The organism is Desmonostoc vinosum (assembly GCF_059505385.1).
In genome coordinates this window covers 1-14,344 of sequence record NZ_JCACKM010000171.1, presented here as the reverse complement: position 1 = coordinate 14,344, position 14,344 = coordinate 1, and the positions used below count along the sequence as shown (strand labels likewise).

General features: G+C 42.5%; 11 protein-coding genes. 7 read left to right on the top strand and 4 right to left on the bottom strand.

The genetic code is table 11. The features are described 5' to 3' along the window. Positions 1–251 precede the first annotated feature (251 nt). On the bottom strand, positions 252–815 hold the full coding sequence (locus AC5JMF_RS22690; RefSeq protein ID WP_495797976.1) for a DUF2808 domain-containing protein: 564 nt from the start codon (positions 813–815) through the stop codon (positions 252–254). Positions 816–953: 138 nt separating this feature from the next. On the opposite strand from AC5JMF_RS22690, the gene AC5JMF_RS22685 reads away from it, so the two are divergent. Further along, a complete protein-coding gene (locus tag AC5JMF_RS22685) occupies positions 954–1,820 on the top strand; it encodes an inositol monophosphatase family protein (RefSeq protein WP_495797974.1) in 867 nt (288 codons plus the stop codon). A gap of 251 nt (positions 1,821–2,071) precedes the next feature. Here the strand turns inward: AC5JMF_RS22685 and AC5JMF_RS22680 are convergent, their stop codons facing one another. Beyond that, positions 2,072–2,353, bottom strand: a complete 282-nt coding sequence (locus tag AC5JMF_RS22680; RefSeq protein WP_495797973.1) for an Npun_R1517 family heterocyst differentiation transcriptional regulator — start codon at positions 2,351–2,353, stop codon at positions 2,072–2,074. Positions 2,354–3,321: 968 nt separating this feature from the next. Here AC5JMF_RS22680 and AC5JMF_RS22675 point away from each other — a divergent pair. From AC5JMF_RS22675 to AC5JMF_RS22655, 5 genes are all read left to right on the top strand, one after another. After that, positions 3,322–3,675, top strand: a complete 354-nt coding sequence (locus AC5JMF_RS22675) for an NAD(P)H-quinone oxidoreductase subunit M (protein WP_495797975.1) — start codon at positions 3,322–3,324, stop codon at positions 3,673–3,675. 1,166 nt (positions 3,676–4,841) lie between these two features. After that, positions 4,842–7,100 carry a protein phosphatase 2C domain-containing protein gene (locus tag AC5JMF_RS22670; RefSeq protein ID WP_495797972.1) on the top strand — a complete coding sequence of 753 codons (2,259 nt, stop codon included), beginning with the start codon at positions 4,842–4,844 and terminating at the stop codon, positions 7,098–7,100. Positions 7,101–7,215: 115 nt separating this feature from the next. Next, positions 7,216–8,799, top strand: coding sequence for a CHAT domain-containing protein (locus AC5JMF_RS22665; RefSeq protein WP_495797971.1), 1,584 nt, complete (start codon positions 7,216–7,218; stop codon positions 8,797–8,799). Between the two features lie 189 nt (positions 8,800–8,988). Beyond that, the gene (locus tag AC5JMF_RS22660) at positions 8,989–9,609 is read left to right on the top strand and encodes a hypothetical protein (RefSeq protein ID WP_495797970.1); all 621 of its coding nucleotides are present in this window, start codon (positions 8,989–8,991) and stop codon (positions 9,607–9,609) included. A gap of 397 nt (positions 9,610–10,006) precedes the next feature. Beyond that, positions 10,007–11,041 carry a WG repeat-containing protein gene (locus AC5JMF_RS22655; RefSeq protein WP_495797969.1) on the top strand — a complete coding sequence of 345 codons (1,035 nt, stop codon included), beginning with the start codon at positions 10,007–10,009 and terminating at the stop codon, positions 11,039–11,041. Positions 11,042–11,294: 253 nt separating this feature from the next. Here AC5JMF_RS22655 and AC5JMF_RS22650 read toward each other — a convergent pair whose 3' ends face one another. Next, positions 11,295–11,699 (bottom strand): NIL domain-containing protein, encoded by a 405-nt coding sequence (locus AC5JMF_RS22650; RefSeq protein ID WP_495797968.1) that lies wholly within the window; start codon positions 11,697–11,699, stop codon positions 11,295–11,297. Positions 11,700–11,894: 195 nt separating this feature from the next. Here AC5JMF_RS22650 and AC5JMF_RS22645 point away from each other — a divergent pair, with 195 nt between their 5' ends. Further along, entirely contained in the window at positions 11,895–12,485 is a 591-nt protein-coding gene (locus tag AC5JMF_RS22645; RefSeq protein WP_495797967.1) for a thioredoxin family protein, read from the top strand. A 6-nt stretch (positions 12,486–12,491) separates the two neighbouring features. On the opposite strand, the gene AC5JMF_RS22640 is transcribed toward AC5JMF_RS22645, so the two are convergent. Next, a complete protein-coding gene (locus tag AC5JMF_RS22640) occupies positions 12,492–14,096 on the bottom strand; it encodes a peptide ligase PGM1-related protein (RefSeq protein ID WP_495797966.1) in 1,605 nt (534 codons plus the stop codon). Positions 14,097–14,344: the final 248 nt, after the last annotated feature.

The following is a 14,344-nucleotide window of genomic DNA, read 5'->3' as shown; positions in this document are numbered from 1 at the left end:
ATTGGAATCCCCGTGAAGCAAGAATCTCCGAATTTCTAATTCCGGGAGTGTCAAAACTTGGGGACTGAGGAAGACGCGCAGAGGGGGTGACGCGGTGAGACAGCGAGTAAAGGAGGGTTTCCCTCCGCAGGCGACTGCGAACCCGTTCGCTGAAAGCGTTCCCGTTCGCGCAGCGTCTCCGATAGGAGAAGGGTAGGGGGAAGCGGGGAATATAATAACAAATGACAATTCCCAATTCCCAAAACAACTGTCTATGGAAACCAATATCTTCCATAACCATAGAAGTGAAGCCGCCCAAAACCTATAAATTGTCCGTGGGATTTTTCGCCAACTGGAAATGCTGTGACTCCCAATAGGTAAACGCCGGAAAAGCTGGGGTTTTTGATTGGACGCAAACCTATGGTGATTTTTTGTCCCGGTGTCACTGGTGGATCAAAAGTTACAGAAACTGACCGTGTTTTGCTTTCTCTGGTGACAGGCCCTAGTGTCAGTGGTATTTTTTTACGATCGCGTGTTTCTCCAAATGCGCGAGTATCTTTAAGGTTGTAGTGAATATTTTCTACTCCCTCGCGCTGTGTAATTGTTACCTTCTGAAGGGATTCTCCGGCATTCTCCGGCAAGTTGATAGTAAAATAGTAAGTAGCGCCCCAAGCATTCACTTCTTTGTAAGTTGTTGTCGCTGCAATCAGGCTTGGTGGTTGGACAAAGTAGATTTTACCATCTCTAAGCTGCACTGCTTGAGACATCTGAGCAGTGAATCCTCCAATAGCGATCGCTAATGTAAGCGATCTTCTGAGCAAGTTGACAACGTGCATGGTTGGGTATTTATTAATCACACTATTACCTTTGGGCTTTCAGCATTTTGCTAAGACGAGGTAGTGCTTCCTCCTGAATTCTACTGTAGTTAAATTACTATGAGTGAGTAATTTTGTTTCTCAAAGGAGTTTCCCAAAATGCCTACAAGACCAACCACTCGTCTAATTTTGGAAACTTTACTCCCTCATCTGAGAGTAGCAGCAGCTTACGCACGCTCACTCCAGCCCAAAATTGCTGTGCTTCCCGCTAAAGGCGCAGACAATTTTTTTGCTGCGGCACTAACTGACGCAGATTTAGCTATTCAAAATTTAGTGGAAGTAGTATTACTGGGTTGTTTTCCTGATATTCGCTTTTATGGCGAAGAATATGAAAATTCTCGCAATACTAAGTATTTTCGTGCTACTGAACTGGGTTCGGCAGGTGATTATCTAGTCACTCTCGACCCGATTGACGGTACACAGTTTTACATGGATGGACATTCCAACTACCAGATTATTCTCAGTATTCTCAATTCAGATGACTTTGAGGCAGTACTGGCTATTTCTCCTGCCCAAAATATTTATTTTTATGCTCTGCGGGGTGAAGGTGCTTTTAGGGGAACCTTGGAGATGAACTTAGAAGCCTGTACCCCGATGCAAATCACATCTGCTCATCCTACCGTGTTGTTGGGTTGGGGAATGAGTGCGATCGCGATCGCCCTTAAAGAACACTATCAAATAATCGATGTAGCGGCTGATTATTCTAGTAACGTGCAAATTCCCAATCTTAACAGTATCCTCAGCGGTGACTTGAGTGGAGCTATCATCAGATCGGGAAAATTTATTGATGGTGCAGCACTCGCCTTCATCGCCAGAGAGGCTGGTTGTATCGTCACCACTCTAGATGGTTCAACCCCACCACCGTTATCTACTTGCAAAGACTATAGTTTACCTGGATTAATAATAGCCACCTCAAAATCGGTTCATCAACATCTGTTGGCAGCAACACAAAACATACTTGTTTGAGAGGGAACAGTTTTCCTAAATACTCTTTTTATTCCCTTTTAAATGATTCTCATTTTAGAGACGTTACATCGTAACGTCTCTAAAATGATCTATCTGTCACATTCTTTTTTCAAATTGGTACGATTCCTCACATGGGTATATGAGCTAACTTGTGGTGGAAGTATATAAGCAAATGGACAGACTGAACAACAATTGACCATTTGATGTTTAGTTGACGATTTGCAATTACTTAAATACACCTTTAACTTTAATTATTGAGTATTATCAACAACATTACGCAAGCGCATGAGTTGGCGTCGCATTTGAGGCGAGGCTTTAAACTCAGATACTTCTTGTGCTTTGACAGACGCTTGCAGCGTTTCTAGAAAGTCGTCAGACCCCTCAGTCAAAGCATCAAGTAGCACCTGTAAGAGTTGCTCGCGATCGCCCAGGAGACTTTTTTCCTCAATCAACCGGAATTTTAGATGTATTTCGCACTCATAAACACCTACATCAAGATTGTTTATTTGGCGTGGTAATGCTTTGGAGTTCATAGCTTATTAGGATTCCTTTACTTGGTGGTCATGAGGGTAAGGAGGTAGATCTCCAGCCAAAATTATGTATATTTTTTTTGAATCCAAAGTGTTTGAATTAAGATTTTTTCTTTATCCACCACATTTGTCTTCTATTTCCCTCTCTGGTGTTTTTTTCTCTCTAGACTTTTTATGCCTAGATTTTGATGTTCCTGTGCTAGATGTAGCTTAGGCAAGCCATAACTATTATTCAGTTTTTAAGATTCTATACAATAAAGTTTCTGTAAGAACTTGTTCGACCTTTTTAAAGGTTTTTACATCAACTTTATCTAAACGTCAACAACAGTTTGGCTTGTTACTGTTTTTTTGGTGTTTATACGTAAGTAAAAACGCTGGTTTTTTTTCATTGAATTAGAGCCAGAGGTCGGTGTAGCATCACTCCGTAAAATTACTAGATGTACGTTTTTTTCATCGGCAAATTTAATAAACATTTATCAGCAAAGTTATTAAAGCTAAATTTTTTGTTGTGGTAGACAACATAGCATAGGCTCAATTTATTTGTGTCAAGTCTTTCACCAAAATAAAGGTTTAATACTTTTTTCCCCTAAGTTGAGACGTAGAGCAGGTTAAGGAGACAGGGAGAAATTCACTCTTTGTGGGTTTTTGAGATTTTACGCCCTGGCAGGCGCGATAAAACAGCACTACTGTTAAAGTCTCCCGACTCAGATAATGACTGCTTTCTCCTTGGGGGAGATACCCACACGTAAGTGTCCTCATTTTGATGGCTACATCAACCTGGAAATGGGGAATTGGGAATGGGGAATGGTGCGTATCTCTGTTTGCTTCTTTGCGTCCCCGCGTCCCCGCGTCCCCGCGTCCCCACGTCCCCGCGTCCCCACGTCCCCGCGTCTCCCCTGCCCCCTGCTCCCTGCTCCCTCATAGCGTTTACAATGATTTCAGTGCAATTCACCCAAATTCTACACATTCTTATGGACAACCCGATGCTGCTCAAGTCCACGACCCGACATATTCGCATTTTTGCGGCTGAAATTGACCGGGATGGCGAATTGGTTCCTAGTAATCAGGTCTTAACGTTAGATATTGACCCTGACAACGAATTTAACTGGAATGAAGATGCACTGCAAAAGATTTATCGAAGGTTTGATGAACTGGTAGAAGCATCTAGCGGTGCAGACTTAACAGACTATAATCTACGCCGTATTGGGTCGGACTTAGAGCATTATCTGCGATCGCTTCTGCAAAAAGGCGAAGTCAGCTATAATCTCTCAGCCCGCGTCAACAACTACAGTATGGGACTTCCCCAGGTTGCAGTTGAAAGTTAGCTCTCAGCAAACTAGGAGTGTCAGGGTGTAGGGGACTTAAATCAGTTCCCTTTCCACCCTTATACCCTACACCTCTATATCCTTAATTTTGGCTGGTTACGGGTGCGATCGCCAATGGGTAGATAGCATGAGAATAATGTTGACTGGCAAGGGGGTGTTTTAGTTTCATCTTTAGACTATTAACCCTTGATTCTTGAAACCTGGATGAAAAAATCTGATATTTGCCTAAATGCCTAAGTAAGTTTTAACTTTTATGACTTTATTTGTTCCATTTCCAAATTGCTAGGGAAGTAGATTTTATCACAAACTGCCAAGATTTTTACTTAATAAAATTGCTAAATTCAACTTTTTTTCAGATTTTATTTCCCACTTTCAGATAAGGGATTTCGTAAGCATAGATTGCTTTTTTAGGCTTCAACTTGACATGTAATATTTGTACTCTTTTTTAAAGAGTAGGGATTCAAAACCGACTTGCTATCAGAACGTCCACGCATACTAGCACGAAAACTTAATCTTTGAAAGAATTTTGCAGCAATCAGTTAAATTTTGTAAATCATGTACCGAGAAAAGTACTGATATAACTATTTGGGGATTGGGGATTGGGGACGCGGGGACGCGCGGACAATAGAGAAATTTTCCCCCTCATCCCCCGGTCACTGAGCGAAGTCGAAGTGCATCCCCCTCATCTCCCCTTTCAAGGGTAGGTTTTTCATATTCAGTCTGAAAAAGCCTATTTTCTCGTTCCAAAATCTTTCTTTGCGTCTCCCTATCCCCGCGTCCCTGCGTCGATCAAAACGCGAAATCTAAAAAACCTGCCCATAACCAAATTTCTGATGACAACACTATCTGTTGGTTGATAATAAGGTAATTTAGCAAAAACAAATACCACAAATGTTCTGGAGTTATATTTTGATGACAGGGTTAGAATTAGTTGCTCCCCTGATGGAGAGTCATAGAGCAATTGAGGCTATGATGAGGCTGTAGGGTTGACTTAGGAGTGTATTGTTTGGATAAGTAAGCAAACGAGCATTAACCTCTGCTGAAATCTACCAGTTAAAATGATGATCCACAATTTGGATAAGTCAAGTTCAATAAAAATCTGCGGTTTAAATTGCCGCTACCAATGCTTTTAAAGAAATTGCCAATCGCTGATCGGTGCGAACATTATGGAAAATGACGCGGCAACGCTTTTCTGCCCAAATGAAAATTGTCAGGCTGCTAACCCCCTGACTCACAAGTTTTGCCAGCGATGCTCCACATCCCTACCCAAAATTTACCTCTGGGCTGTGGTAGATGATTTGAGTGTGGGTAAACCTGGAGAATCATTAGCCGATCGCTATCTAATTATCAATCAATCTCTGCTTTTAGATACCAAGCCTGGTTTTTTACCCCAACCATCTGAGTTAGATAATTTGCAGATAGTAAGAACTTATCTGCGGCTGATTCCTTATCGCTTACATGTTCCACAGGTCTATGGATTGCTGTCTTGGAATGATGGTTCCTCCCATCGAGACATATTATTGTTAGAAAAACCACCGCTGTTCACAGATGATCCGACACAGCAAGTACGCTTAGGTACTGAATTAACTACTGCTTGGCGTGATGCAACATCCATGCGCCAACTCAATTGGCTATGGCAATTAGCAAATTTGTGGCAACCTCTTGCAAGTGAAGGTGTCGCTTCTAGCTTGCTGACACCTCATTTATTGCGAACAGAAGGGTCGTTAGTGCGCTTGTTGGAATTGCGCTTTGACTCGGAAACGGCCCCAGGACTACCCCAGTTAGGTGAATTTTGGCAGCAACTGCTCAACGATGCCAAGCCAGCTATCCAAAACTTTCTCAGCCAAATTAGTAATTCGTTGATTGAGGGCAAGATTAACTCAGCCGAACAATTAATTGCAGCTTTGGATGGTGGGTTAGCAGAGTTGGGGCGATCGCAAACACCCACAATTAAAATTATTACTAAAACGGACACCGGGCCTAGTCGCCAACGCAACGAAGATTCCTGTTATCCTCCCAGTGGTACGCTGGTGAGCAAACCCCCACAGCCAACAGCCTTGGCGATCGTCTGCGATGGCATTGGTGGACACGAAGGTGGCAATGTGGCATCAAATTTAGCGATCGAAACAATTCAACAACAGGTACAACAATTAACAAAAGTTCCCTACGACCACATTGACCCATCGTTGTTACTCAATGACTTAGACTTGGCCGTAGCAGCAGCCAACGACAAAATTAGTCAGCGCAATGATGGTGAAAATCGTCAAGGGCGTCAACGCATGGGTACAACCTTAGTCATGGCCTTACCCGTGGCTCATGAAATGTATATCACCCACGTTGGTGATAGTCGCGCTTACTGGATTACGCGCCAAGGTTGTTACCAAGTAACTCTTGATGATGATGTCGCCTCTAGGGAAGTGCGGCTAGGTTATTCCATCTACCGCGAGGCTTTACAACAAAGCGCATCTGGTTCTCTCGTCCAAGCTTTGGGAATGGGGCCGAGTAGCTCGTTACATCCCACATCGGCAAGATTTATGCTTGACGAAGATGCTGTGTTTCTGCTCACATCTGATGGTTTTAGCGATTTTGACCGCGTTGATGAGTACTGGGAAACGGAAATTCTGCCAATTCTGACTCAAGAAGCTGATTTAACAAGCGTCGTTAACAGACTAGTCGAAATCGCCAACACCAGAAATGGACACGATAATGTCACCATCGCTTTAGTACACTATCAAGTCCAATATTGGGAACCAGAGATCACTATTAAGACTGTGATTCCCGAAGCTTCAGCCATGAAAACGGCTGATTTTTCCCTCAGAGGCTCAAGTAAAACACAAATAGGCAAAGCCAGCCAAAAAACTCAGATAGTTCCAGAAAACAAACCTGGTATCATCTATCGATTACCGCTAACAATCATAGTTCCGATCATATTAGGAGTTGGAGCTTGGGCGATTGTATATTCTGTGCGTCAGGGGCTGATAAATATAAATCCATTTGCTGGCGATCCCACACCCACCAGACAACCAACTAGTGCCACAACACCAGCACCGCGATCGCTAGCGAGCCTACTAGCACCAGGACTGGTAATTAAAACTACCCGCGAATTAGTCTTGAGCAAAGATAAATCTTTTCCTCCTGGTACTGTTTTTGAAGTTATCAAGAAAAAACCCAAGCCTCAATCAGTCCCTGAAGACTTTTTAGTGGATTTACGTGTCTGTCCTAACCAAGCACCACCTCCACTAGTAGATACAGATAATCAACTGCCCTCACCTCCAAAAGATGAAACAGTAACGCTTAATTCCTTGCAACTCAAGCGCTCTGGTGCCACTGTTTTACCAGAAAATGAAACAAACTTTTGTACTTCTGCCTCATCGACAGTTACTCCACCAATTGTCCCTAGTCCAACCCAGACAAATACTCGATAAACTGGTAAAAACCTGAAATAATACAGGTAGTAACCAAAATTAAAATCAACACAATTGTCACGTTAAAAAATTGTATTTAAAATTATTTTTTTTTAGTCTTTAATTTAAAGAATCCATGCCATCCCTCAACCTGGCGATCGCCCGTCTCATAAACACTGGCAATGACAACTTCGCCATTTGGGTGGTCAAAGCTCCCTATCCCAGTGGCTATGTTCTCCGTGACTGTGTTTGGCCTATAGAATTAACTCAAGTCTGGCGTGAATGGCAGCAAATGTTTACAGGCACCAGCGCTTTAGAAATTTCCCGCAGCACAACTTCTCAACGGACAACTCCATTATCTGTAGATTTCAGTTCTCCTGCTGCTACCCAACCCACCGGCCCTTACAGTAGTCGCCTGATGCAATACTTGGGCATGAGTTTATGGCGCTGGGTATTTGATGGGCCAATTCTCGGTAGTCTAGAACGCAGTCGCGGCATTGCTATGGGTCGGCACACACGTTTACGCTTTCGGCTAGAAATCCGCGACCCAGATCTGATTGCCTTACCTTGGGAAATTATGCAGCGTGAGCCTGGTCAATCGGCCATGTCTATTTCTCAAGATTTACTTTTTAGTCGTACCACCAGCGAAGTTGAACCACTGCCCTATTTGCGAAGCGACAAAGCTTTAAGCATTCTCCTGGTTTTAGGTCATAATGAAAATCTGCAATTAGAACAAGAAGCCACTATCTTACAGCAAACCCTTGCACAGCCAGAGCCAGGAAATAGCAATTCCCAAAAATATGCCCCCTGTGTAGTCAAGACACTGCTGCAACCAACACCGCAAGAGTTAATTCAAGAGTTAGAAACTAAAGCACATAATGTTTTCTTTTATGCAGGTCATGGTTTACCAGGCCCCGATGGCGGATTACTGTTTTTGCGCTCAGACATGACTCTCAATGGCATAGAATTGGCACAAGTATTAACACGTACAGGAGTCAAGCTGGCAGTGTTTAACGCCTGTTGGGGGGCACAACCAGCCGCTATCAATCACCAAGCTATACCCGCCAGCAGTTTGGCAGAAGTTCTAATTCGCCATGGTGTACCCGCTATTTTGGGAATGCGCGATGAAATCGCTGACCATGAAAGCCATAGTTTTATTCAAACCTTTACTGAGGCTTTGCGATCGCGCAAACCAATCGATGAGGCTGTGGCCTTGGCTAGGCAAGAACTATTAACAGTTTATAAATTTAATCAACCCGCCTGGACTTTGCCAGTTCTGTATTTGCACCCAGATTTTAATGGCGAACTGATTAAAACCTTTGACGAAGGAATTACAGAACTACCAGACACTGTGATTCCAGATTTTACTATCCCACCCCCGGCTGCAAGTTTGCGATCGCTCTCTCCAGAAGGGACAATTTGGGTGGTGCGTTCTGGAGTCAACCGCATTGGTCGAACAAAAGATAATGATATTGTCATCCCAGAACCATCGGTCTCTAAGCGCCACGCCGAAATATTCTGTCGCAATACTCTTACAGATGCTACACTGGTGCGAACCTATTACTTACAAGATTTCTCTACCTACGGCACGACTTGGTTTTTAGGTCCTAATGGATGGCAACAAATCCTCCGCGAGGAAGTACCTCTAAAATCGGGAATGCAGTTAAAGTTTGGTAGTGCTAGAGGTGAAACTTGGGAGTTTATGATTGAAGATTCCTAACATCTAAGATAAACCACCAAACACATGAAACCAGTTTCCTACTACGCCACTTGACGGCAGTTGCTCCACTTGAGGAGACCCCAAGACCGCAGTGGCTCCGCTACTCCCCATTTTCAAGACAATTATTTGCGGAAATCTTATTCTTGTAGTTGTAGCTGTCAGTACCGCTAATTAATCGTGAGGCAACAAATGACTAACCAAATTAATCGAGTAGACACATTTCAAGTAGATTTAGAAATATTAAAAGCACTTCTAGAAGCAGAAGACGCCACGTATCCCTGGAATCCAGGAGATGAGGAATCAGAAGCCTATTTTCATGAACTAGAACAGCAGTTCGTCAAACAAGATTCTATTGAAGATGAACTGACAACGCGATCGCAAACTTTTTACAATCATTTGGATCAACTTTGGTCTCATATTGATAATACAATACAAGACAAGCGTATTACAAAACAAGCGTTAGTACTTAATCTTCAAGAAACTTTACATACTACATTTCCTGCATGTATTCCTCAAACGTGGCTCAACGCGATCGCTCAGAAAGCAGCTGAGATGTTTGCTTCTGGGCAATCAATCGGCGAACAACTTGTAGAGTGTGTACAGACTGTATTACCGACCTGGGGTACAGAAGATTTATTAGTCTTAGCTCGACCTTTTGCTTACGCTATGCGGAGTCGTGAACAGCAAAGTGTAGCATCTGTAGTTAGCAATCTAGATCATCGTGAGTGGGTAGCTTTATCAGAAATCGAACAAGCGAAGGTTAGTTTAGCGATCGCCTATTACGCTTTTACCGAATTAAACAACTCCTGATGTGTCTGATATTTACGCAGGAATTGCAGTTTCTATTTATACTTAAAAGAACTACTCTAAACGTACACAGACTGCTTCATCATCACAATAAGTCAATCGTCATTTCCGCAACATCTATCCCAAGACATAAAAGCCAACTTGACTACAACAGATTTAGTCTTTAATAATCTATTGCATTAGGGACTTTAAAATAAAAAAATATTTAATATGTAGGGTGCGTCAGTTTAAGAAAGCCTTAACTTACCTAGAAATTATTCGTACTGACGCACCCTACTAACTCCCAAGACTTCACCTGTTCCCTATCCCCTTCTTCATGAATATGTTGCAATTTAACGTCCATACGCGGTAAATTCTAAATTCAGTTTGGGATACACATAAGAATTATTTGAGGCTCAAGGTGAACAAAAGCATTTACTTCCTGCTTTGTCTAAGTATTATTGGTGGAATAACTTGGATTCAATACCAGCAAGTTCAAGCTTCAAGTCAAGATATTAAACTAAAAAATTTATTATCCAAACAAGAACAAGTAGAAAATCAATTATTTCGGATCATTCAAGACGGTAAGTATGGTTTTATCGATCAAACAGGAAAGATAGTCATAAAACCACAGTTTGATTTAGCTTGGAACTTTGTTGATGGCTTAGCGCAGATCAAAATTGATGATCAGTATGGCTACATTGATCAAACTGGTAAACCAGTCATTCCACCGCAATTTCGATTATCTTATGCTTTTTCAGATAAGTTAGCGCTCGTGTTAGTTGATTACAAATATGGCTATATTGACACATCCGGCAAAGTAGCTATTAAACCACAATTTGAGGAAGCTCTAGCATTTACAGAAGGGCTAGCAGCAATTAAAGTTGGGGGTAAATGGGGTTATATAGATATATCTGGAAAGCTAATAATTGAACCAAAATTTGAGCGAGCTTTGCACTTTAATCAAGAATTAGCAGCAGTGCAAGTTGGGAATAAATGGGGTTATATTAACTCTAAAGGTCAACAAGTTATTACACCTCAATTTAACGAAACTTGGAAATTTTCTCTGGGGCGAGCAGCGGTTAAACTCAACGAAAAATATGGTTATATAAATCCATCTGGGAAGCTGATTGTTAAACCGCAGTTTGTTGAAGCTTGGGAATTTTCGGAAGGGTTAGCAGTAGTTCGGATTGATGATAAGTACGGCTATATCAACACCAATGGCCAGATGGTAATCAAACCTCAGTTTGATAAAGCAGTCAGCTTTTCTCAAGGACTAGCTGCTGTCAAAATCGACAACAAGTATGGTTACATTGACTCCCAGGGAAAAATAGCTATCCCGCTCGAATTTGATATAGCTCTTAGTTTCATGTCAGATTTGGCATTGGTATATGTTGAAGGTAAAGCTGGCTATATTAACAAGACAGGAGATTTTATTTGGTCTCCGACGAATTAGGGGAATGAGGGAGACGCAAAGACGCGGAGCGCGACCCTTCTCAAGGTCGAAGCACTGGTCAAAAGCCCCCGACTAAAGTCGTGGAGGCAAAAAATGTTTTCCTTGCTTGAATCCCCTAGCTTTAGTTATAGGGACTCTCCGCGTCCCCCTTCGGGTGACGCTCGCAAGCTCGCTAACGCAGTCGCCTGCGGAGGGAAACCCTCCTTTACTCGCTGTCTCACCGCGTCCAAACGTCTTTGCGTCTCCATTAACATTACAGGTTAGTCGAGATTGCTTGCACCGGACAGGAGGGGATACACTGCTCACAGACGATGCAACGCGATCGCGTGAAAGTCAGCTTATATGTTTCAGGGTTGAGGCTGAGGGCTTCAGTAGGGCAAACCCCAGTACACAAACCGCAGTGGACACACACATCTGAATTGATTGCAATTTCGCCTAAAGTATTAGAAACATTGATATGCCGCGATCGCATCCACTCAATGGCTGCATCCAACTGATCAATGTCTCCTGATAGTTCTACTACTAATCTGCCAATTTGATTTGGAGCAACCTGGGCACGAATAATGTTAGCAGCGACATTGAAATCTTTTGCCAGTAGGTAAGTGACTGGCATCGGAACGGCGCGTTTAGGAAAGGTAAGTGTGACTCGTTTTTTCACAGGATGGGGATTGGGGATTAGGGGTAATGGGGAATTGTTATTAATGATTCTCCACGTCTTTGCGTTTCCCTGATCCTCATGCTAGTTCAAGGATTAGGGGTTTACCCGCTGAGCAAAGTGTCCATAGCCAGGGGCGCAGAGAGAAAGAGGTACACTAAACAATAGCAATGCTTAATAAGTTTTAATAAATTTGCTATGAATATGGACTCACCTGTTACTTCTTTGGAAAAATCGGAAACTACACCCGGCAAGCGTGTAAGAAATTTTTTAATAGCAATTGTAGCGATCGCTCTTAGTGTAGCTCTACTTTTAGGGTTACGAACTGAAACTACATCAACTTCTCTCCCCAAATTGGCTGAACTTTCTACACCTCTAGAAGTGGCTATTGCCAACGGTAAACCATCTCTAGTTGAGTTTTATGCAGATTGGTGTACTGTCTGTCAGAAAATGGCACCAGGTATCGCCGAACTAGAAAAACAGTATGCTGACAAGCTAAATTTTGTCATGCTGAATGTAGACAATACTAAGTGGTTGCCAGAGATGCTGAAATATCGAGTGGATGGGATTCCACATTTTGTGTTTTTGGGTGAAAATGGGGAAACCATAGCGCAAGCGATCGGCGATCAACCCCGCGTAATTATGGCCAGCAATTTAGAAGCTTTAGCAACTGGTTCCTCTCTACCCTATGCTCAAACTAGTGGACAAGTTTCTAAATTCTCAACTCCAGTAGCACCAGCAGCTAGTCAAGCTGATCCTCGCAGTCATGGAAGTCAAAATGATTCGTAGAATTATTTAATATCCATATCCGTCCCAAGCCATGGGAAAGGAGTAATCTGAGAACACGGGGAAATCATGATTGTCGCTGCGGGTTTCTGCATCCAAAACTTTGACGACTTTGTGATAAATGTCTTCTGCTTGTTGTGGGGAATCACCTATGCTGGTTAATCCTAATTTGCCAAACTGAGAAAGACAACCCATGAGATGAAACACTGTGCCTGTTTCAGTGCCACTGTCAAAGTGCAACCTGTGATGAGCGATGATATCCATTAAGTCATTGGGCAATAATCCCTGATAGCGGTCTTTTTGCAAGTTATCAGTAGCAATGTAGTATTTAGGACGCCCTTGCTGACTATAAAATAACCCTGTGGAAAGTTCATAGCGACCGGTTGTTAATAGTTTCAAAGTCATGAAGGGATGAGTAGTACCACCTTTGCGGAGGTTAATTTCGATCGCCTGAATATCCCAGTCGCCATTATCCTGGGCAACGGTGATAAAATCGACACCAAAGCGTTCCAATGCCCCTTTCTGGGCCAGTTTTCGCCCTACTTGTAACCCTAATTGCTGCAATTGCAATCGATAGCTTTCATCGGCAGGAAACTTACAACCAAGATAAATCTGACCATCTGGCCCGCCGAGGATTTGGTCATGGGTTGAGAGGATTTCTACTTCGCCGCTGGGTGTGATTCGTCCTTGCACACTTGGCGAACGCTTAATTTCTCCTTCTACAAAAGCTTCTACAATAGCCCCTAACTCTGGAATCCTTTTAGAAAAGTTTTCCCAAGTTTCTTGTTTAGCTTGAAAACGCATTGTAGCAAAGCGATCGCTAATTGCGGCCACTCTCTGGTCACTAGAACCGTGTCCTGGTGCTACATTCATGATTGGTTTGAGGTCTAGCAGTGCATTTCCTTCTCCGGAAATACCTTCATTGAGTTTCACCACCATCTTTTGTAGTGTGGGTTGGCGTTCCCACAAATCATTAGCAGCAGTTACCAAATCTTGAGGATGCCAGACTTTCTCGCTACCATCTGGATGTGGGACTCCACTTTCAGCAAAGATTTGCCGACTACCGCTTTTTGTTCCCCAAATCTGTAAATCTGGTGCCGCAGCATATAGCGGCACGCCTAATTTTAACGATAATTCTGCTTCCAAAAACGTTGCATTGTAACAGGCCATAAATGCCTTATCTAGTCTTAAAGCTTGATGAATCCGCTCTAATAAACGAGGACGTTCTAAAATTTTTTGACTGAGGGGTTTAAGTGAAGAATCGTAGGTTGAGAGTAATAATAAGCGATTGCGAGCGTGAGAGAAAGGAATTCCCGGCAATAGTTGTAGATAATAATCAATGATACTGGGATGCAGTGGCATTGAAGTGACATAAATTAATCTAGTACGAGGATTTCGCAACCGCATCAAAGAAAACAGTAATCTTTCTTCATAATGTTCACAGCCTTCAATCTTTCGCAGTTCGCGCTGGTCAATACTCAGGGAAGGAACTATTAAAATATCTGCTTCGCTATTGTCAAATAACTCAATAGTTTTCCAGCGATCGCGTAAAGTTGATTGTAAATGGCGAAACTGATCAAACTCTTGGATTTCTGAAATATCCAGTGTTTCCATAATCCTTACCCTGTAATGATCCCAATACTGCTTTATTACTCTTATATATCTCAATTCACCCCTCTAAGGGGGTAATATAAAGTTAAAAATTAAGAACTACATGAATTAATTTATAATTTTGATTTAATTATGCCAACTATCTTATGGATAATTAAAATCTCTTTCGGAAGCTAAGAATGAATTCAAAACCTATGATTCAGAGGGAGTGGCGATGTGGGAGTAGGGAGTAGGGAACCCACGCCTTAAGG